The sequence below is a fragment of the Streptomyces sp. NPDC024555 genome, assembly GCF_055559335.1.
The window spans coordinates 1-20,849 of record NZ_JBVHKV010000037.1 but is presented as its reverse complement, the minus strand read 5'-3'; the positions used below and the strand labels follow the sequence as shown (position 1 = coordinate 20,849).

The window sequence follows — 20,849 nt, the reverse complement described above, 5'->3', positions numbered from 1 at the left end:
ACCGACGCCGCACACCACCACCGAACCCTGGCCCGAACCCGTGACGCGGCCGGCCGAGCCAGCAGCCGCCATCCAGCCTTCATGATCCTCAGAAACGGAATCAGCATCCCTCACAAGGAAACCGCGGCTCAGTGCACACGTCCCGGGGCCTCAACACACATCGGGCAGCGCGGGCGCCGGGACGGGCTCGCCGTCGAAACCGTGCACGGTGCCGAACCGGTCGCCGCCCATCCAGGCCTCGTCTCCGGCTTCACCATCGCCACTGCCCGCGAAGCCGCCAGGATGAACGCGAGGCAAGAACCACCGCGCGGGAGCGCCGCGGTACCTGATCCGCATGTGCGACAGCATCCTCCAGGCCGCCCGCACCGTTGCGGTGCCGGTGTCCGGTGAGCGGCACCCCACCGGGACATCGCGGCTTACGGGTCCTGGCGTGCGCGCCGGGCCCTCGCGGACGTCGATCGCACCCAGCCGGGGCCCGGGGCCGCGTCGAAGTCCTCCGCAAAACGGTAGATGCCGCGCACGCCCGTGTACGCGGCTGCCACGGCCAGGATCCACGCCACCGCGTCGGGCCCCGGTCCGCGTTCGGCCACGACGAGAGCGAGGAGCGTCACCGCGGCCATGGCCAGTGCGGGAAGGTGCGCCGCGGCGCGGTACTGGGAGGTGCGCGGGGCCAGGCGGACGCGGCGTGCCGTGGTGGGTTGCGCATGCTCCGGTGCGTACGCCGACTCCGCCGCGTAGCGGTCCGTCGCGCCCCAGACGACGTACCCGTCGTCCGTGACCAAGGCCGCGCCCATCGCTTCCGTCGGTTCGCCCCAGGACCCGCCGGCCGCGGCCCAGCAAAGCCAACCGGACCGGCCCTCAAGGGCGATGCCCGGTTCCAGGTCGAGCCAGCGAAAGGCCGTGTTCCTCTCGTCCGGACTCCTCAGCGCGAAGGTCTGGTCGTCGGCCGTGAGCGTAAGGCGACGCGCGAGCCAGGTCACGTCGCCCTCGCCGTCCCACTGGGCCTTGCCCACCCGGACGCGGCGGGCGGCAACCGCACCGGCGGCAGCGTCCCGGCGCAGCTCGGCGGGGCCCGCGTGAGGGCCGCCACCGGCGAAGAGGCCGACCACCCACAGGCGCAGCAGGTACAGAGACACGAACCCGGCGACGACGGTGATCAGGTTCATGGCCGGTTCCAGCGGGCCGGCGTGGGCGCCTATCGTGCGGGCCACGACGAGCGGGAGCACGGACAGCATCAGCCCGGGGAGGAGTGTTGCCCGCGCCCTGCGTCGGCGTGGCAGCCGGGCGGGGACGGCCGCAGGGCCCGGCTCCGATGACAAGGGCGGAAGGATCAGTGGAGGGGCCAGAAGCGTGCCGACCCACCACAGGGCGGTCAGGAGTGCGGTCAGCACCGCGTACCGAACCACCAGGTCGCTCCCAACGCCCGAATCGGGCGTCGGGAAGAGCAGGCAGAGGGTGGTGAGTGCCCCCGCCGCCAGCGCCGCCGTCCCTGTCACCCGGCACCACCAGGTCGCACGCCGCGGCAGCGCCGCACGGTCGTCGTCGTTCATGATGTCCCCCCCCGGGGCAGCCCAGCGGGAGGCGCGGCACGGTGTCTTCCTCCGGCGAACTGCCACTCGACTGTGTTCGATCCCGCGACAGAGTACGCCCGAATCCGGTGACGACTTGGCGGTAGCAGCGGAGGGTGCGGGCGACGCCGGGGGGGAAGGCCACCAGGGAGCAGTCGGCCGCGCGTTTGTAGCGGCGGTGGAGTCGTCGGCAGGCGGCAAGCCAGGACGGGCAGCAGATCACGGTGGGGGTCGAGGCGGCGGTGCGGGAGCTGGCCGCGCGGCTGGAGCAGAACGCCGAGCACCTGCGCGAGGTCGCGGAGCTCACGGAACTGCGCGAGCGGCTGCCCCGGCTGGAGAAGGACAAGGAGACTCCGGAGACCGCGTACACCGCTGCCCGGCAGGACACCGATCTGATGGCGAAGCAGGTAACCGACCGGGTTCGCATCATGCGCTGCGCAGGATGCAGGCGAGTGACCCGGAGGTCCACACGGTCACCATCAGTCCGGAGGACCTCTCCGTCACCGTCAGCGGGAAGCCGCTCCGCGACCGGCACGCACAGTACATCGGCCACGTGGTGGCCCGCTCAGGGCGCCGCGGAGCTGAACGGGGGCCCGTGGGCCTCCGGCTTCGACGGCCGGAACACCGCGTTGAGGATGACGCACGACGGACGGCCGCGCACGGGGACAGGGCCGGCGCGAGATGAGACTGCGGGCAGCGTCCTCGGTGGTCGCGCAGGTACGGGCGAAGGCCCCGAGGACGCGGTGCGCTGTCGGGGCCTTCGCTGTTCGCGGGCGGCGGGGTCAGCTGGAGGGCAGGACCTTCCATGAGCCGGTGCCGGTGCCGCGGTCGGTGTAGTGGCTGGTGACGACGTCGTACTTGGCGCCGGACTGGTTGGCGACGCCGTTGGTGTCGAGGAATCCGCCGTTGGCGGAGTTGTAGTCGTTGAGGAGGTGCACGATGTCGTCGGTGCGGATGCGGCCGTCCGTGGGCGAGGACGTCTTGCCGAAGATGTGCCACTTGCCCGTGCCGGTGCCGCGGTCCTTGGTGGCGGTGGCCGACACCATGTACTTGGCGCCCTCCTGGTGGAGACGCCGTTGGTGTCGAGGTAGGTGCCGTTGCCGTACTGGTTGACGAGGTAGATGACATCGCCGCTCGTGACGCGTGTGCCGGCCGCCTTCCCGGTGGCGGACAGGACCTTCCACACCGACGTCGCCGGACCGCGGCTGTTGGGGGTCTGGTTGGTGCTGACGTTGTACGTGGCGCCGGGCTGACTGGAGACGCCGTTGGTGTCGAGGTAACCGCCGTTACCGCCGTACTGGTTCTGCAGCAGGATGTTGGTGCCGTAGGTCAGGTCGGTGGCCTGGGGGCCGGCGGCCGAGGCGGTGAACGAGCCTGCGGTGGCGGCGACAAGTGCTGCGGCGCTGACGGCCAGGCGCTGCTTCATGGTGCGGAGCACAAACTTCCCTTTCATTACTTTCAGTACTTGCATGCGCACACTACGTGTTCACACTGAAGGCTGGAAGCGCTCCCGGGGGTGAATCGCCTCCGCGAGGGCAAAGGCGTCCGGTCTCCGTGAAGGTGGCGAGCGTTCCCCTGATCATGGCGAATCGACTGGGGCCCGATGGGCGTTACGGCTGGGCGTGTGGGTCGTTGAGGCTGTTACGTCTAGGCGTGAAGGTTCTGAGCCGTCCGAAGGTGGCGGAGGGCGGTGCGGAGTCGACGGCCTTCGTCGATGCCGGGGACCTTGCCCCGCTCGGGGTCCATGGTGGCGGGCCTGGCGAGGAACCCGTCTGGAGCACGGTCACGCAGATGTGTGCCAAGTACGCGGCACGGCGCCCTGTGGAGCGGCTGCGGGATTCCGGAGTCGTTGGTGGTGACGAAGGGGGCGATTGTCTCCGGCGACTCCGGGACGGGGTCCGGCGGCAGTCGGCGGGTGCGCCGGCTTCGGTATGCCCTCTGCCGGCAGGCCGCAGTGCAGTATGCAGAATCTGCACGCCCAGCCGTAACGGGTGTGCCGCAGGCGCCGCAGGGGCGGCCCGATCCGATGCCTCCGTTACGTTTGCGCGTGAGCGATGTCCGGCACGCTCGCGAGCACGTCACCCCCCGCATCACCGCCTCTGCCCCGCGCACCACGACCAGGCCGCACCCGGCGATACACGACCCGCACGCCCAGCCGTAACGCCCACCGGGCCCCAGCCGATTCGCCATGATCAGCGGAACGCTCGCCAGCTTCGCAGAGACCGGACAACCGCCGCCGACGGCAGCGGCCACAGCGTCATATCGGCCCCGGCACCCTTGAGGACCGACCGCACCGCCTACGCGCAGTGGATCGCCGGCACCGCTGGTCTTCGCCGACCCCGACCACACCGAGGCCTGCGCGAGGGCATCGTCCCCGCCGCCTTCGCGACCGCGTCCCCCAGTGGCGCGGCATCTTCCTCACCGCGGCCAGGGAGGACCCGGCCGCCCTCACCCCGCTCGGCACCGTCACCCTGGACGGGGGGTGCCGCGCGTGGTGAGGGCGGTGGCACGAGTTCCTTGTGGAAAACGGCGCGTACATCGTGGTGGAGGGTTCCGTGGTAACCGCGGGCGGCCCAGTTCCGGCCGAGCTCTTCGGGCAGTTCGATGACCTCGGCGGCTTCCAGCGGGGTGTAGCCCTTGTTCGCGAGCCGCAGCGCCTGGTCGTGGACGTAGGCGAACCAGGACGGGTGGAAGATCACCCACCCGTCGGCGGAGCGAACCGGGTCGGGAAACGGGACGAGAATGCCGCGCTCGTTGTCGGCGAAGTCTCGGCGGTCGTCGGACGCGTACCGGATCAGCGCTTCGCGGATGACCGCCGCGGGTCCGTGCGGTGGCGGGCTTGGGCTCGTACATCTCGTCGACTATCAGCAACATGCCCTGCCGTGTGGTGAAGTCGCGCACCTCGGCGAGGCAGCCTCGGCACGCAGCCCCGCCAAGCGCAGCCGGCCGGGCACGCCGTCGCTGGCCGGCCGCGAAGTGCGCGGCCGGCCGGCGGCGGGGTTCGGTACTCAGTCAGACGGACCGGGGGTCAGCTGAAGAAGTGCCAGTTGGCCTTGATGGACAGCGGGTAGCCGCTGTCGGCGCGGTCGGCGTCGAGGTCGTAGCGGACGTACTGGTCGTCCTTGAAGAGGTAGACCTTGTTGCGGTTGGTGGCGTGGGGGGCGGCGGCGTCGATGCCGCGGTTGAAGGAGTCCGGCAGGCCGGCCCAGTTGCCCTCGATGCTCTTCGGGCCGAGGACGAGCTTGTCCTCGGGGACGTTGTAGCGGACGTACTGGCCGTCCTTGAAGAACCAGACGATCTCGTCGTCGGTGGGGTGGTTGACCGCTGCGTCGATGCCCTGCTGGAACGCGACGGGCAGGCCCGCCCATCCCTCCGCGATGCTCTTCGGGTACCCGGGCGCGGCCGCGTCGGCCTCCAGGTTGTAGCGGACGTACTGGTCGTCCTTGAACAGGTAGCCCACGGCCGGCTGGTCGTGGCGGTTGAGTGCGGCGTCGATGCCGCGGGTGAAGGAGTCCGGGAGCCCGTCCCAGTGGCCCGCGATGGGCTTGGCGCCGCCCACGCCCTCGTCGGCCTTCAGGTCGTAGCGTACGTACTGGGTGTCCTTGAGGAACCAGGCGATGTTCCCCTCGTCCCTCGACCGCAGCACCGCGTCGATCCGGCGGTAGAAGCTCTCCTGCAATTCGGTAGCCATGCGTAACCTCCTGAAGTGGGGTGGGGGTTGTCCTGGGCCGCTGCCAGGTACGCCGAAGGGGGGGCGACCCGGCTGAGGCAACGGCCCGTCTGCGCCCACTCTGCTCCCCCGCAGGACCTTGTAGGCGCAGGTCACACGAAAGAATGACTGCATTCCAGCCGCACCGAGACGACACCGCCACAAGCACCGGCAAGCACCCCGTACAACTTTCCACGAGTACCCGGTCCGTGCCCGACGAGACCGACCAGGCCAGCACTGTCAGTAACCAACCGTGGGTGCACGCAGGCTCCCCGGCACGTGCCCGCGCGCCTCGCCTGGGCGGGGTCCGGGGGCGCCTGGGCAGAGCCCGGGACCGGTACGGCAACATCTCCGGACCGCCCGTCTGTGCCGCCGGGTCCGCGAGAACCGGCACCGTTCATGCCCCGCTCCCGGGCACACGCCCAGTACCCACAGGCGCCGGACCAACCGCCGGTCCACGTGCCGTATCCGCGGAACAACTCGGCTGGATCAGTGCGGAACACACGTGAACAGGACGGGAAAGCCCGTCCTACACCACAGCTGGCATCGCCGCGGCCCAGGCTTCACCTGGAAAGGTATCGTCCGTAGTACGCAGCACGGTCGCTGAGATCACGCCGTCTCACGGTGCGGCGAAACGGCCAGTCCGCGGTCGCTGCCGTCGACCGCCTCAAACCGGCTCTCGCGCTCCAGCACCGGCAGCGATGCAGCACGCAGAGCGTGCTCGTCCTGGTCAGTACTCCGGTTCTCGCCCGCGACCGGACCGTGGCCGCTTCCGGCAGGAACTGACCTCCACTCCCCCGGACACGAGGTCGTCATCGACGCCGCCACCCGCCCGGCCGTCACCATCGGCAAGCTGCTGCCCTGCCACCACCGGGGCCGGGCAGACTCCGGTCGCCCCCGATCAGGCCGGCAGGGTTGCGGAGCATGTGGTGGGTGTCGCTCATCGGGCGCCCGCCCCGGCGCCGTCCCCGTCGTGGTCGCCGATGGCGGCCTCCACGGCCCGGACGGCGTGCAAGCGGGCAGAGCCACGCTCAGCGCGAACGATCAGCACCGGGGAGAGCCGGCCAAAGGCCTACGGCGCAGACCGCGGTCGTCCGGCCGCAGGGACCGGCGCGTGTGAGTGCGCTCATGGGGCGCCCCCACCGTGTACCGGGCGTGCCGGTCCGTCTTGTGGGCTTCAGTAGCGCCGGGTGCAGCCCGAGATGAGACTGCGGGCAGCGTCCTCGATGGTCGCGCAGGTATCCGGCGAAGGCCCCGAGGACGCGGTGCACTGTCGGGGCCTTCGCTGTTCGCGGGCGGCGGGGTCAGCCGCTTACCGTGCACGAGTTCGTCAGACCGGGGCCCCGATCTGCGTCGCGCCCGGATCTATGCCCCGGAGACGTTCCTGGAGAGCCGCCAGCGCCTCCCTGGCCTGCTCGATCGCCGTCCGATGCTCGTCACTCAGCCCCTCAAGAGCCTGCCGAATCGGCGCCGCCCAGCAGGCCGCGATCGCCGCGTCCTCCGAGCAGCCGAGCGGGGTGGGTCTGACCAGCGTGATGCGGCGGTCCTTGGGGCTTCTCTCCTTGATCACGAGGCCCCGGTCGGCCAGGACCCGGATCGCCGCGCTCACGTTCGGTTGGCGCAGTCCCAGTACCTGCGCCAGTTCTCCGACCGTGGACCCCGGCGCGTCGACCACTTGCTTCAGCAGCGCCAGTTCAGTGGTCGGGATCGGGCCGACACCCGCCCTCTCGGGCGTCCGCCGGTGGACGGTCCACCCGAGTTCGCGCAGGACGTCGGCCAGTTCAGGCTGGTGCGGGGAGAGGCTCATCCGGCCTATCGTAGTCAACCACCCCACGGGGAAGGCACAGCTCAGAGGGGCTGCGCCATGACCTCCAGGACGTGGTCGGTGGCGGCAATGTTGTCGTAGCCGGGCTTGCGGCCCATCTCCCACTCGGCGATGTCGAGCGAGGTGTCGACGACGAGCTTGCAGCGCTCGAAACGGCGGTCGGTGTACTCCCCGAAGGCGACGTCGAGGTCGTCATGCCTGCCGAGGCAGTCGGCCAGCACCACGCCGTCCTCGATCGCCTGGGCGGCACCCTGGCCCAGGTGCGGTGTGATCGCGTGGACGGCGTCGCCCATCAGGACGATGCGGCCCTGGTGCCACGGGGCGTCCACGATCAGGGACTCCTCGGGCCGCAGCACGATGTCACAGTCGTCGGTGACGAACTCGTCCCGGATACGGCCCATGAAGCCTCCGAACGGAGCGAGGTACTCGCGGAGCTTCTCCGCGCTGTCCATGCCCGAGTCAGGGGTCTGCTTCTCCATGTGGGCGTTGTAGAAGAGGTAGGCCAGGTCCTTGCCGATCGGGACGAGACCGGCCATTCCCTCGGGGCCGGCCTGCAGAATGATGCTGTCGATCTCCGGCAGGAGAGGGATGTTGACGCGGTACGCCGACTGCCCGATGTAGTACGGCACGACCTCGTCCGCGACGACGTGACCGCGGGTCTTGGAGTAGACGCCGTCGGCACCGACGACGACGTCGAAGCGACCGGTGGAGCCGTCGGTGAAAGTGACGTCCACGCCGGCGCCGTCGTCCTCGATCTCCGTGAAGGTCGTCGAGTAGCGGATGGTCACGCCCGCTTCGAGGGCGTGGGAGGTCAGGATCTCGTGCAGCTTCGGACGGGTGAGGCCGTTCATCGGAGGCAGGTCGACACCCGGGACGGGCGTGCCAGGCATCTCCTTGATGAAGGTCCCGTCCGTGGCGTACAGGCCGCCCCAGCGCTTGGCCGGGTAGCCGGCCGCGACGCAGTCCTGGGCACAGCCGATCATGTCGAGAGCCCGCAGGGCGTTCATCGGCTGGATGATGCCGACGCCGTAGACGGACGAGTGCACGTCGGAGTGGAGCTCGACGACCGTCACGTCGAAGCCCTTCTGCTGAACGGCGATAGCCGTCGCGAGACCCCCGATACCTCCACCGACCACCAGGATCGAACCCTGACTCATGACAACTCCCCTTCTTCTACGCGGCGTTGACCCGCAATCAAGCATGTTGCGGCGTGCGCCACACAGAAGATACGAAGACATATATATGTTCGTCAATGCTTTTGCCGGTGCCGCTCAGGACTCGCTCCGCGAGGGCGTTCACTCCGCGCCACCATGCGGAAGGGAGCGGTCCGCCTCCTCCGGAGGCGCTGGGTGCGGAGCTGAGGGTGACCGGCACGCCCCCGGTTGAGCGGTTCGAAGCCAGGTGGTGACGCTTTTTTCCGGGCTCGCAAAGCCCTGGAGCAGCTTCATGGGAATCGGCTGTTCACTCCTTCGAGAGCACCGGTGGGCGTCACTCTTGGTCACGCAACTGATGGCGGCTGCGGGGCGGGCGGACCGCGCCCCGCCCCGCACGCGGTGCGCGGTGCGCGGTGGGGCGGGGGGCGGGGGGCGGGGGGCGGGGGGGCGGGGGGGCGGGGGGGCGGTCCATGGTGGTGCGGGCTCAGGCGCGGCTGCGTCGGCGGCGCGTGGCGGTGAAGCCCAGAGCGCCGACTCCGGCCGCGACGAGGCCGGCGGCAACCGTCGCCGGTGCCGCGAGGCCGCCGATTCCCGTATCGGCGAGCTGTTCGGTCATGCCGGGGGCCGACGACGTGGTGGTGCCGGTGCCCGCCGAGGCACCGGCCGGCGCCGATGCGGAGGTGGACGGGGACGGGGACGGGGTGGCGAAGGTGCTCGCCACCTTCACGGTGACCGTGGCCGGTGTGCCACAGCTGGTGATGCCCGTGAACGGGATGGATCCTTCGTTGACGATCACGCACGGGGACAATTCGGTCTTCCTTGCCGGCGCATCCTTGCGGTAGGTGACGCGGACGTCCACAGTCGCGCTGCCGTGCGCGGCGAGGGAGACATCCTTGCCGATGACGTCGTATCCGTAGACGTCCGGTTCGGCGGCGGCGGTGATCGGCTCCAGCGTTGTCCACACGCCGGAGCGGCGGACCTGGACAGTGGTGTAGCGGTTGGTGAACAGGACGTCCGTGACGTTGTCGTACGCCGACGGGGTCGGGTTGTCGACGGTGGCCTTGAAGGTGATCGCCGCCCCGCCCGCGGTCGCGGTGGTCGGCACATCGGTCAGGTGGGTGCTCAGCCCCTTGACCGCCACGTCGTCCACATCGGTGGCGTTGGCGGCGCCCGAGGCGCCGTAGGAGATCATCGTCGTCAGTTTCAGGTGGTCGGTGCCGCCGTTGCTGTCGCCATGGTGCGGGGTGCCCATCGGGAGGCCGAGGCGCAGCTGCACGGTCCGGGACTTCCCGGCGGCCAGGGGGAACTGCTCGGGCAGCTCGCCGCCGTAGACCGTGCCGTCGACGATGCTCAGCGGGACCTTCTTCCACGTCGAGCCATTCAGCCGGTACTCCAGGCTCAGGGCGTTGTCCGGCAGTCCGCTGCCGCCGTCGATGCGGTAGATCAGGCGGGCCGAGGCGGTGTCGGTCGTGCCGGGGTTGGAGGCTGTGGTGGTGAAGGCGACCGGCAGACCGCCCAGTCCCATCTCCGCGGGGGCCTCCGTGACGACGGCCAGCTCGGGCGTTCCGGTGTCGGCCGGAGCGGCAAGGGCGACCGGGGCCAGGACAGCCCCGGTGATGGTCAGAAGCAGCCCGGCCGCCGAGGCGACGGCTGACGAACGCACAGTGCGGACAACGGTGTTCAAAGTTTTCCCCTGTGATGTGTGAGCGGCGCGGCCGGATGCCGCGTCCCGCGGACGGCGGGTGGATCAGCCTGCCGCCCCACACAGTTCGACAGGCCGTCCCAGCCGCTGGTTGTGACCCCGCACGTCATGGTTCTGTGACAGCTCCTGCCTCGGCCCCATCGGCACAAGGAGTCGAGGCATCGGTCGGCTCGGCGGCCAACCGCGCTCACCAGCACACCGCGCTGGTGGCGCGTCGTGCCGCAGTCTGCAGTCCGAGTTCCTTCGTGGCCCGGGGGACGGCACGCCTCGGACGCGTCGACGACCCCGGCCACGGCCGTACCCGTACAGTGCGCGGGCAGTCCCCGGTACGGCCCCGCGCCCTGCTCGTCCTCGGTGCGGGACTGGCGGTGCTCGCCCTTCCCGCCGTCCTGCCTGCCCTCGCCGACGCCTGTGTGCGGCACGGCCCGCGGGACCTCCCGGACACACCACGGGAGACGCCGGGCCGCGGGCCGGCGCCCGCTCCGGCCACCGGCTGCTGACCACCGGCAGCGCAAAAGGGGCCAGGAGACGCCCTGCCCCGCAGTGGCCTCAGTCGGCCTGTGTCTTCGTGGGGACGACAGCGACGGGGACGACGGCGACGGGGGCGTTGGCGAAATGGAGTACCGAGTGGACGACGTGCCCCAGGTACCGGCTGCCACCACTGCTGCGCCCGACCACCAGGAGCTGGGCGCCGGCAGCCAGAGAGACCAGCATCTCGGCGGCGAACCCCACTTGCGTGTGCTCGGTCACGGTGACGGAGGGATAGCGCCGGCTCCACGGCTTCAGGAGGGCGAGCAGTACCCGGCGATGCTCCTCCTCCGCTGACCACGTATCGAAGAAATGCCGGTGCAGAGCCACCGGTTCGATCTGGTCGCCCAGAACCGGCAGACTTCTCAGGCTCCGGCCCCAGGCCGAGGGGAGAAGTTGGTGGGAGATCTCGGCCCTGCCCGCGAAGCACTGTCCACGGTGATGCTGACCCGGCCGATCGCCTCGCCTTCAGCAGCGAAAGCGACCGCCCACACGCCGGAGGTGGCCGGGTACTCGCGCTGCCGGGCCTCGATGCGCCCCTCACCCACCGGACCGCCCAGAAAAGCCCGGACGTCGGGGTCTGTCAGCACGGCCCGGACGATCGTGGCGTCCTCGTGTGTGACCGGACGCGGCGTGATGCGCTCGGCGCGGAGGATGCCACGCCACCGTGGCGAGCATGGTTCAAGACTGAAGCCGTCCGCCGTGCGACCCTGGCCGCGATGAACCGGCTGTTCGTAGGAGCCCCGCAGCGTTCCTCCGGCGGCTGGCGGTCCGGCAGCGAGATGGGGCCGCTTTAAGGGTCACTGGGTCGTACTCGAAATGCAAAGGACGTCGTACAAGTGCTGGCCGTGGGCCCATCTCTTCAGTTCGGGGCGGCCCATGAGGATGAGATGGTGGTGCGCGGCGAAGTCGGCCGCGGGCTGGGTGAAGCCGTTGAGGGCGATCATGATCGGGACGTCGGCTCCGTGGTGGAGGCGGGCCGTGCCGTTGAACTTCTGCACGTGCCCCGAGCCGACCGGATTCTTGTACTGCTTGCACTGCAAGATCAGCAGCCGGTCGTCGGGGTCACGGGCCGTGACATCCACGCCGAGGTCACCGGCCCCTCCCACCCGCCGTGTTCCGCGGAACCCGTCGCGGGCCAGAAGATCGGCACACGCCTGCTCGAAGCCCGTCGCGCTCATCGCGGCGAGCTGCTTCATCTTGAAGGTCAAGACATCAGGATCGGGCGCTTCGCCCGATCCTGCGGTGAAGGAGTAGTCCTCCTCGCCGCCGACGTAGGCATAGGTGCCGGCGTCGAACAGGAACGACAGCAGCCTCACCACAAGGACGACAATGACCAGTGCGCCGACGGCGATCAGGGCGGTCCACCAGGGGTGGTTGGCGATCAGCCCCCACAGGTCCACTGTGATCCACCGGCTGACGTCGTCGGTCAGCCACTCCCACGCCATCTTGCCGATGGCCAGCGCAAGGACGGCGTACAACAGGAACTTCAGCAGCGGGTCGAGCGACCCGTCTTCGTCGAACACCACACCTCCGAGACGTTGATGACGGCGGCTGACGGTTCAGGCTGCGCGCCTGAACCGGGCACGGCGGGTGCGTGTCGACAGAGTTACCGGGAGGACAAAGGTGGCGCGGTCAGCCACCGCATTACCTCGGCGGCCGGCACAGGGACTGGACCGTACGGCGCGAGGGCCCCGGCAACGAGCCTCGGCGAGCTCGTCGAGGCTCGTTGCCGGGTGCTGGGGCGGGGTGATCGAGATCCGCGGCTCCGCATCGGCGCCGTCCTGGTTGAGGATGAGCTGCGCGTACAGGTGCTGGTGTCCGCCAGGGCCCTGCTCGTACCCCCAGGTGCTGTACTTCTCCCAGCCCGGCAGCCAGAACGGGTGCGGTCCGCCTTGCGTCAGGTCCGGCGTTGCCGGGTGCGGCGTCGCGGCCCGGGTGTAGGAGGGCCCGTAGACGATCTCCCAGCTGCCGTCGGTGTGCTCGAGAACGCCCATCTTCACGTGCTCCTTGAGCCCGCGCAGCTGCTGGCGCACCGCATCCGGATCGAGCCCGGCCTGGGCTGCGAGGGCGAGGATGTCGGAGTCCGGAAGGTGCAGGCCCATGACCTCGGGGACGTCTTCCGGACGGTACGGGTCGCCGGGCGGTGGGTGCGTTCGGCCAGAAGGACCAGAACCCGGCGGGCGGTCTCATCGGCGATGCCAAGACTGTGCACGTAGGCGGTGGCATGCCTGCTCATACGGGCGATCCTCCCCTGATCGGAACGCGTCGGAGCCATTCTGATCACGCTAACCGGCGTCAGAGCCGCCTTCATGGCGTTACGGACCAGCTGGCCGAAAAGGCACCAACTGGCCCTTCACCATGCTGGTTTACGCTCACGGCGGGTTGCCGCTGGCAGGCGGAGCCGCCGCCGCACATCCAACAGGACGGGTGATCAACCGACATGCGCGGTGGGGACATCCGTGGCGGTGACCCCGTGAGCGGTGACCAGACGGGGGCGGGCGCTGCCCTCGGAGAGTTGGTAGGCCATCCCGAAGACGCCAGTGTGTCCGGCGGCGACCCGATCCGCCGGGACGCGGGAGCGATCCAGGAGCAGGACGAAGGCGTGCTGTACGTGCGCGTCGCTCAGGTCTCGGGCTGCGGTGAGGCCGACCGCGTGGGTCAGCTGCGGCCCTTCCCTGCCCGCCATTGCTTGCTGAGCTCCTGGGACTGCTGGCGGAGGGCGTACTGCTTCTCCTCCGGATCGGCCCAGCAGGTAGCGAAGATCATGTACGGGGTGGCGCCGTAGGGCACGAACCCGAGCTGCGCCCAGGTCTCACGCAGCCGGTCACTGGCACGAGCCCACTCGTCCTTGCTCATGCCGGTCGGGTCGATCGGGCTGGGGTGCACCATGACTGCCCCGCATCCGCCGGCCAGCCGGCGGAAGCTGTCCGCTGCGATCATCGGCGCGAGGTTGAATCCGCGCCACGCGGGCTCGAGCTCAGCCTTGTCCAGCACCAGCAAGTCCTCGCCGCCGAACTCGGCGATCTGCTCGAACTCCTCCGTGAACCCGTTGTGCTCGTCGTTGTAGACGGTCTCGGCGATCTCGTAGAGGTTCTGGGACTCTTCCTCCATGGCCCAGAACGGGTTCTGCGAGCCGCCCCAGCGGACCTTGACTAGCTCCAGCACGCCGACGTGCAGGCGGTGGACGCAGCCGTCGTCCTCGTCGACGTACCCGCCGGTCTCCTCGGTCCGGTTCCATCGCTCGATGCACCGATCACACGGGGGATGCTCTCCAGGCCGAAGTCCTCGCCCAGGTGGGCAACCACCCTCCATTTCTCCAGGGTGTCCTCACGATCGCTGTTGTCCAGCGACGCCTCCAGCTCGTACGTCAACTGGATACGGCCTGGGTCACACGGCATCTCGCTGAGGGGGCGCCAGAGAGCAGTTGCAGAAGTCACCCGCACAGCGTAGCCAGGGACCGGCACCCCGATCCGCATTCCCATCGGCAGCAGTAGTGGTTGTTTTACGGGAATGCGCTGCCTGGCTCCGCGTGAAGGCCGACGCCCCTGGACCTGTCCATCCCCACCAGGAGGTGGGGCCCGGGACATGGCCAGGACCCACCGCCGTACCGCGCACGACGTCAGGGTTTGCCCGGCTCCAGGCCCTCGACATCCTGGACCGCCCATCGTCACTCCTGTTGGTCGATGGACCACTCCGCCTTGATCACCTGGTCGCCCGGAGTCGTCCTCTTGAAGGTCTTCCGCTGTGCTTCGTCCAGCGCCTGCAAGAAGGCGAGGTAGAACCCGGCCGGCAGCGGGTCACGCTTGTCGAACGACGTCGACCACTCGACGAGGAAAGTGACGTCCCTGGTCGCCTGCCACGACGGCGAAGAACACCCGGTTCCGCCGCCCCACGAGACGGGGGCGCGCCCGTACAGTGACGCCATGGACATGAGCTGGGTCAAAGACGGCGTGCGCTACACCCTGAAGGTGGTCGAGCACCCGGACTGGACGGCGCTGTCCGAATCGAGCAGCCCCGGCGTACTCCGGGCCCTGCTGCGCGGGACCGGCAACAAGATCGTCGGTCACGCAGGCCTGCGCTCCGCGACCGGTGTTGTCGCGGGCGTCGCCGCGGTGTCGGCAACGGTGGGCGGTGGGCTGGTGTACGCGGGCATGAAGCTCAAGAGCCACCTGGACGACCGCAAGGCCGAACACGACGAGGCGCCCGCAGGCGCCGTCGAGCCGGCGGCTACGAGCGCCGATGTGGTCGAGGTCGAGGAGACGGCCGTAACCGAGATTCCACTACTGCGCGCTGTGTGAGCGTCAGGCGAAGCGCCGGCTCGGGTGTGGGTCCGCATGACGCTCAGGGCGTCGTCCTTTCCACGCGTACGCAGGGCGCCACGATGTCGACCCGCGCGCAGCACGCTCTCCACGACGCTGCGGGTCCCGGACCGACGTGCGGCCGCGCCCTCGGTGAACCACTGCTCGTAAGACAGGAGCAACAGTGTGTGGTTGGTGCGGTTCGCGCGCGGTGACATGGCCGCAATCCCTTCGATCAGGTCATCGCCGGTGAGGGTCGCTCGCAGCGCCAACCGCGCTGTACCGATGTTCCCCGAGGCCGTACACGCCGGGCGAGCATCCGGGCGAGGAGGGGGCAAGAGTCGATCGGCGACGAGGCTCTCGGTGGAGACGGCTGTCCGAATGGCACCGGTCAGGATCCTCTGTGACAGCTCTGGTGTTGGGCTTATGCCAGGCTTCGTGCCAACTAGCCCTGCCGGAACCCATATGCAACATGACGCACCTGGTGTACTCTCCCCGGTTAGCTGCATCATCGTCAGTTCGATCGCTCAGCACGGCCGTTGCCATCCTGGTGGCCCGGTCGCGCCAAGGCTCCATCCGTCACTGATCGGCGGGTGTCCTGAAAGAGCAACGAGCTGGGTGGTGTGCGCCACAACCCTGGACGGCCACCCGGCCGGGAGGGCAGGTGGGGGCACGGTGCCGAGTCAGGTCCAAGCCTTCGCCCTCTGCTTGCCAGATCGGTGAGCAGGTCGAGAGACTGAGGAAGACTCCCGTGTCCCACGTACCCGCTTCGGCCGTCGAGCCGCAGCTTTCCCTGCGCATCGAGTCGGAAGTCGTCGACCACCGACTCATCGGTGAGCGTCTGCGTCCGCCCGCCTCACAGGCGGTGATCGACAAAAGCATCGCCGCCGGGATCACGGCCGGGCTCAGCCGGGAGCTAGCCGAGACGCTGGCCTCCGCTGCCGCCGATCAGCAGCAGCTTCGCCGGGCCCTGCGCTCGCCGAAGGTGCAGCGTTTCGGCTCCGAGGAGTTCGAGTACATCGAGTTCGATGTGGTGACCTGGCGCGTCCTGCCGTCGCCCGACAACATCCGCTTCGAGGACGAGCACGCTCGCGGCACGATTGGCATGCCTCGGTTCGGGGCCGTCGAGCGGGAGGCGCTGCTCACCTTCGAGATGGACTCGGCCGACAAGCTGATCGACGCGATGGCCCCGCGGATCGCCGACATGGTGGCGAACAACCCGCACGTCGGCTCCATCCTCGACCGCGGGATCGAAACGCCGGGCTGGCTGAGTGCCGTCCGGGTGACCACTAACCTGGGCCCTGTGACGAGGCTGGAGTCCACGGACGGCTTCGGCCGTACTGTGGCCAGCCACGAAGGACTCGGCATCACGTTCAAGGACGTCGCCTGGAACCTGCGCCCGGGCGGCCGCCGCGCGATCAGCCTGCTCCGGGAGCTTGTGGAGTGGGCTGGCAGCGACATGGTCACGGACGAGCAGGCCCGCAAGGTCCGCTGCTCGATCATGCCCAACGCCCGGGTGATCATCGGCTTCTCGGCCCCGCGAGGGTTCGACCGGGCTCGTCGGCGGTTCGTGGCGCATCTACACATGGCGCCGCCCATGAACTTCTCTACCGCGACGACGCTGAACGCCAAGGCGAACGCCGCGGTGGACAACCTCTACGAACGTGGCCTGCTTCCCGTCCCCAGCGGGATGACCGCCGAAGGGGTCCGTGACATCCTCGACGGTTCGAACCGCGAGCACGGCCTTCTCCCCGACCAGGCCGCCGTCCTGGCCTGCGGCGCACTGAACCCGCACCCGAACAAGCGTCAGGCCCGCGCGGTCAACGAGGCGATCGTCGACCTCACCGGCGCCAAGCCCAAGCTGGAGGAGCGGACCCAGCTGGCTGCCGAGGTCGCCTTGCGGAGCTTCCCAGCGGACAAGCGGCTCACCGCCCTGCGCTCGTCGCTCGACCGGGCCTGGCGCTGGTCGGCGCTGCGCGGCGTCGAACTGACCTGTGCCCCCCCGCTCGACCTGCTGCCCAAGGCGCTTCGCGAGCTCGTACAGGCTGGGGAAGCCGCCGGCCCGGCCATCGCCGAGCTCGCCACGCTGGCCAGTTACCACCTGGTCGGAGGCCGTACCCAGCTGCTGACCCGTTCCGAGTTCGGCGGCCGCGGCAGCAACACCGAGCCCCAGCAAATCATGCGGCAGATGGCCAAGACCGACGTCGGCCTGCGCCAGCTGTGCCAGATCGTTCTGGACGGCCGGGCCGGCCGGGACCCGCAGGAACTGCCCCAGGGCACCATGCCGCAGGACAACCAGATCACGGACGCCGACATCCTCACCCCCGAGCGGCTGCGCGAACTCGCCGACCTGTTCGAGGGGGAAGGCATCACGCACGCCAGCCCCGAGGACCGATTCGCGACGGCGCTCAAGACGTTCCAGGACCGTCTGGACGAACTGCTCGAGTCGGCTCAGCAGGTCGGCGGTGTGACCGGGCAGGACGGCGTGGCGCTGGTGGACACGCTCGGGTACGACAACTCCAACGTGCGGAACACGCTCGTCGAGATCACTGACCTCGTCTCGGAATGGCGGGGCACTCGTCGCCGAGCCGACCGGATGCGGGCGGACCTGGACGGGAGCGGAGAGGCCCGATGAAGCGCTCCGCGTACACGCTCACTCCGGAGAACTACAACACCGCGTGCGATCTCGCTGGAACCGCGCTGCTGCGCCGCGTCCCGGCCGCCTCGACGATCCTGCAGATCACAGAGGGCGGAGCTTGGAACGAGTTCCCAACGGGCATCTACATCGCCGCCGACTTCGAGAACGTCATCCGCTACACCGGAAGTGCGTTCCGCGAAGGCTCGGTCGGTGACCGCGTCCAAGAGCACGTACTGCGCGGACGCGCCGCGCGGTGGACCCGCCTGATGGTCGTCCCGCTGGCAGCGAACACTGAGGAGGGTCTCGTACGCAGGGTCGAGGGAAGGATCGGAAGGGTTCTGCGGCCGCTCGACACCAAGCGGCTCCCCACACTCTGCGGGCCCCTGCGACCCGCCTCGCGCAGGACTTCCGGATAGCGCTCGAAGAGAGCACAGAGGTGGCCCCCGCCGAATCGGTTGGGGCCACCTCTTGGCTGGGCAGGCGGGAATCACTTCCCTCCGCCGCGCGAGCCCTTCGCTGCGGCGGACTGGGCGCGGGCGGCGAACCCGGTCTGAGCGGTCCGGCTGCCTGGGTTTCGCGCGTTGGCGGACTGCACCCGGGAGGACGCGGCCGCAGTCATCTCCGCCCGCTTGCCGGCGATGGGGTGCCTCCCGGAGCTGGATCCCGACTCCCAGATCCTGCAACAACCGCCTCGGCCTCAGCGGGGCGTCTTCAGGCGCCGCCAGCAGATCAGTGCGCATCCGAGGGTGAGGAAGGCTTCATGGGTGTCGTCGCGGATCTCCCATCGGATCCGTAGGCGGCGAAACCAGTGCAGATGGGCAAAAGCACGCTCGACCACCCAGCGTTGAGTGCCCAGTCCGGATCCGTGCTCGGTGTCCCGGCAGGCGACCAGCGGTCTCACTCCCAGTCCCCAGACCAGGCGGCGGTACTTGTCGTGGTCGTATCCGCGATCAGCGATCAGCGATCAGCGATCAGCGAGGACGATGTCAGGGCGCCGCGGTGGGCGGCTGCGCCTACCCCGCACACGCGGCACCGCCTACAGGAGCGGGATGAGCTGGCTACCGTCGTTGCGGTTGCCGCCGGTCAGCGGGACGCCGGAGCCATCGTGATCAGATGATGCTTGCTGCCCGTCCTGCCCGTGTCGACAGGGCTTTGTCCGACGTCCGGCTCCAGGCTGACCACTCGATACGCTGCCCCTTCACGCCCGCCAGAAGACTCGAACGGCGGCGCAAACATTGGGGGTTACGTGAGTCGCTGGACAAGTCTCGTACATCTTGAAAGCAGGGCTAAGAGGTTCACTCTGGCCCTGCTGGTCGTGCTCACTGCGTGCGCATTGGCTGCCGGATACAGCTGGTGGCAGAAGCCACAGCACAACGCCCTGAGGGTCCTGGTGAGGGAGTTGCCGAGCGGAGCTGCTGCCAACGTCACCGTTCGTGGGCCCGACGGCTTTGCACGTCGCGTGACAGCCAACCAGACGTTCAACGACATCCCGACAGGGCGGTACACCCTCTCAATTGCCCCGGTGCGGGGTGCGAAAGTCGATGTCTACCCAACGCGCTCCGCAGTGACTGCATCAGTGGAGTCAGTCGGCACAGCGACGGCCGAGGCGCTCTACGCCAACGTCGTGCCTCACACGACCAAAGTCCTGGACTCTTCTCAGCTGGAACTTGTCGGCGATGTCGCAGGCAGTCGGCTGGTGCTGGAATCCGATGCCGCGCTCGCCGTCGGTGACGTGATCGTCTCTGGCGTCGGACCGAAGACGCCGAATGGGCTGATTCGGCGTGTGACATCATTCCGGCACGACGATAGGGGGCGGCTGGTCATCGGCACGAAGCAGGCATCACTTCGGGACGCTCTACCAAAGGCAAAGATCGACTTTCAGGATGTCCGGCCGGACAGCCCGGCTTCCGAGCCCGCACCCGCTTCCCAGGCGATGTTTAGCTCTGGCGTCACAAGCAACAGGAACGCTCAGGTTTTGCAGACCAAAGCCTCTGAGCCAGGAGTGCAGACCGGCAGTGACGGCGCCTTCACCATTTCCACTCTACTCAACAGCAAGACCATCATCGATGGTCTCACCTTCGAATGTTCCGCAGCACTGACCGCTAGCCCCTTGGAGGAGATCAGCCTTGGGGGGCAAAAGCCCGGCCTAGGCGAGTTCGCTGCAGATTGGGATTGGTCCGGGGTCAACAGAGTTAAATATACAATCACCCTCAAGGAAGACTTCCACATCAAGGTGAAAATGCCCGCCGTTGAGCGGCAGAAGTGTGCTTTCAAATTCAAGGAACCCGACCCGCCGGCCCCAGTGGCAACGTTCACACTTATGGTCGGGCCAATCCCAGTCGTGATCACCATGGAGGTAAACCTCGTAGCCGCCCTGGAGGGGACGCTGAAGTCCGACCTCTCCTTTGACTTCACGCAAAATGCCAAGGTTTCCGCTGGCATGGAGTGGCGCGGCGGCCGGACAACACCGATTGCATCCTTCGAGAATGAATTCAAGCTCAACAAGGGACCAACTGTCGCGACAGAAGCCACCGCCAAGGCGGGACTGCGAATCGGAACGAAAATCTACGGCGTGGCAGGCCCCTATCTCGACATCACCCCTGGATACAAGATCGCAGAGGTGGATGAGTTCGGCGGGCAACAAAAAGCTGAACTCAAGGGCGGACTTTACACCGCTGCAGGAATTGAGTTCGACCCCTGGCTTCGCAATGGCGAGCCTATAATGACCGCCGAGATCAGCGATCTCTACCACGTGGAGAAAATCCTCTGGTCGCACGTCTGGAACTCGACTCCAACACCTAGCCCGTCGAAGATCGACCCAGGGAAACGGGCCCCCTGCCCTTCGCGAGAAGTCATTCGGAAGGCTATCAAGAAACAATTCGCTGTCCCCGTATCCCCAGGGGCGCCGCATCTCGGGAAGGTCAGCTGCTGGAACGGTTGGGTTGCGGCAGTGTGGAGCGTTGAGCCAGCCACTGATGACGTCGACATCAGCGTCTTCAAACGCGACCAGTCCAGGCTCGACCCAGCAGTGACCCTAGTTCCAGTCATGGGCGATGAGGCAGACCCGGACTGGCTTCGAGACTGCCGAAGCCTGAAGGACCTCAAGGCCCCCGCAGAAGTCATCGACTTCGTGGGCTGTAAACGCTAAGAACTCCTAGCGAAACGAGTTTTGGGGAACGGTAGGATCTGCGGCCATGAGTCAGAGCGGTTCGCAAGCGGCGGCATTCTTTCGAGATGTCCGCCAAAGCAAAGTGGTCTGGCTTGTCCGGGATGACAACGGAAATGATCCTCTCGGCGGCTGAGCTCGTGGCCGACTAATCCGGGTTCACTGAGCGTTTTCAGAGTGGCCACCGGTCGAGTGATGGTGCGGTGTGGGATCGGGGGCGCAACGGACAGGGCTCCCGTGCCGTTGAGGGAGGTGTTC

17 protein-coding genes and 1 pseudogene are annotated in these 20,849 nt (G+C 68.4%); 4 read left to right on the top strand and 14 right to left on the bottom strand.

The genetic code is table 11. The features are described 5' to 3' along the window. Positions 1-416: 416 nt before the first annotated feature. The 13 genes from ACZ4FH_RS36410 to ACZ4FH_RS36350 form a co-directional block, all read right to left on the bottom strand. A complete protein-coding gene (locus tag ACZ4FH_RS36410; RefSeq protein WP_467310372.1) occupies positions 417-1,550 on the bottom strand; it encodes a hypothetical protein in 1,134 nt (377 codons plus the stop codon). 800 nt (positions 1,551-2,350) lie between these two features. Next, complete coding sequence (locus ACZ4FH_RS36405) at positions 2,351-2,614, bottom strand: hypothetical protein (RefSeq protein WP_467310370.1); 264 nt, start codon at positions 2,612-2,614, stop codon at positions 2,351-2,353. 1,251 nt (positions 2,615-3,865) lie between these two features. After that, on the bottom strand, positions 3,866-4,267 hold the full coding sequence (locus ACZ4FH_RS36400) for an alkyl sulfatase dimerization domain-containing protein (RefSeq protein WP_467310368.1): 402 nt from the start codon (positions 4,265-4,267) through the stop codon (positions 3,866-3,868). A 329-nt stretch (positions 4,268-4,596) separates the two neighbouring features. Beyond that, the gene (locus ACZ4FH_RS36395; protein WP_467310366.1) at positions 4,597-5,259 is read right to left on the bottom strand and encodes a hemopexin repeat-containing protein; all 663 of its coding nucleotides are present in this window, start codon (positions 5,257-5,259) and stop codon (positions 4,597-4,599) included. A 1,348-nt stretch (positions 5,260-6,607) separates the two neighbouring features. After that, the gene (locus ACZ4FH_RS36390) at positions 6,608-7,084 is read right to left on the bottom strand and encodes a MarR family winged helix-turn-helix transcriptional regulator (RefSeq protein ID WP_467310364.1); all 477 of its coding nucleotides are present in this window, start codon (positions 7,082-7,084) and stop codon (positions 6,608-6,610) included. Positions 7,085-7,125: 41 nt separating this feature from the next. Then, complete coding sequence (locus ACZ4FH_RS36385; RefSeq protein ID WP_467310362.1) at positions 7,126-8,259, bottom strand: FAD-dependent monooxygenase; 1,134 nt, start codon at positions 8,257-8,259, stop codon at positions 7,126-7,128. A 481-nt stretch (positions 8,260-8,740) separates the two neighbouring features. Beyond that, positions 8,741-9,919 carry a hypothetical protein gene (locus tag ACZ4FH_RS36380; RefSeq protein ID WP_467310360.1) on the bottom strand — a complete coding sequence of 393 codons (1,179 nt, stop codon included), beginning with the start codon at positions 9,917-9,919 and terminating at the stop codon, positions 8,741-8,743. A gap of 588 nt (positions 9,920-10,507) precedes the next feature. Then, positions 10,508-10,816, bottom strand: a complete 309-nt coding sequence (locus tag ACZ4FH_RS36375) for a universal stress protein (protein ID WP_467310358.1) — start codon at positions 10,814-10,816, stop codon at positions 10,508-10,510. A gap of 470 nt (positions 10,817-11,286) precedes the next feature. Beyond that, positions 11,287-12,012: a restriction endonuclease gene (locus ACZ4FH_RS36370; RefSeq protein WP_467310356.1), complete on the bottom strand. Its 726-nt coding sequence runs from the start codon at positions 12,010-12,012 to the stop codon at positions 11,287-11,289. Positions 12,013-12,048: 36 nt separating this feature from the next. Further along, positions 12,049-12,591, bottom strand: coding sequence for a hypothetical protein (locus ACZ4FH_RS36365; RefSeq protein WP_467310354.1), 543 nt, complete (start codon positions 12,589-12,591; stop codon positions 12,049-12,051). Positions 12,592-12,920: 329 nt separating this feature from the next. Beyond that, a complete protein-coding gene (locus ACZ4FH_RS36360; RefSeq protein WP_467310352.1) occupies positions 12,921-13,175 on the bottom strand; it encodes a hypothetical protein in 255 nt (84 codons plus the stop codon). Continuing rightward, the gene (locus tag ACZ4FH_RS36355) at positions 13,148-13,654 is read right to left on the bottom strand and encodes a hypothetical protein (protein ID WP_467310350.1); all 507 of its coding nucleotides are present in this window, start codon (positions 13,652-13,654) and stop codon (positions 13,148-13,150) included. The genes ACZ4FH_RS36360 and ACZ4FH_RS36355 overlap by 28 nt, the downstream gene beginning before the upstream one ends. A gap of 502 nt (positions 13,655-14,156) precedes the next feature. Then, on the bottom strand, positions 14,157-14,420 hold the full coding sequence (locus ACZ4FH_RS36350; protein ID WP_467310348.1) for a hypothetical protein: 264 nt from the start codon (positions 14,418-14,420) through the stop codon (positions 14,157-14,159). On the opposite strand from ACZ4FH_RS36350, the gene ACZ4FH_RS36345 reads away from it, so the two are divergent. From ACZ4FH_RS36345 to ACZ4FH_RS36335, 3 genes are all read left to right on the top strand, one after another. Beyond that, positions 14,413-14,787 (top strand): hypothetical protein, encoded by a 375-nt coding sequence (locus ACZ4FH_RS36345; protein WP_467310346.1) that lies wholly within the window; start codon positions 14,413-14,415, stop codon positions 14,785-14,787. The two genes, ACZ4FH_RS36350 and ACZ4FH_RS36345, sit on opposite strands and share 8 nt — an antisense overlap. A 751-nt stretch (positions 14,788-15,538) precedes the next feature. Continuing rightward, the gene (locus ACZ4FH_RS36340) at positions 15,539-17,422 is read left to right on the top strand and encodes a hypothetical protein (RefSeq protein WP_467310345.1); all 1,884 of its coding nucleotides are present in this window, start codon (positions 15,539-15,541) and stop codon (positions 17,420-17,422) included. Further along, positions 17,419-17,841 (top strand): hypothetical protein, encoded by a 423-nt coding sequence (locus ACZ4FH_RS36335; protein WP_467310343.1) that lies wholly within the window; start codon positions 17,419-17,421, stop codon positions 17,839-17,841. Before ACZ4FH_RS36340 ends, ACZ4FH_RS36335 begins: the two co-directional genes overlap by 4 nt. Before the next feature lie 281 nt (positions 17,842-18,122). On the opposite strand, the pseudogene ACZ4FH_RS36330 reads toward ACZ4FH_RS36335, so the two are convergent. Next, positions 18,123-18,625: pseudogene (locus tag ACZ4FH_RS36330) on the bottom strand (transposase); the annotation flags it as partial. Positions 18,626-18,671: 46 nt separating this feature from the next. On the opposite strand from ACZ4FH_RS36330, the gene ACZ4FH_RS36325 reads away from it, so the two are divergent. Further along, the gene (locus ACZ4FH_RS36325) at positions 18,672-20,573 is read left to right on the top strand and encodes a hypothetical protein (RefSeq protein ID WP_467310341.1); all 1,902 of its coding nucleotides are present in this window, start codon (positions 18,672-18,674) and stop codon (positions 20,571-20,573) included. Positions 20,574-20,849 lie beyond the last annotated feature (276 nt).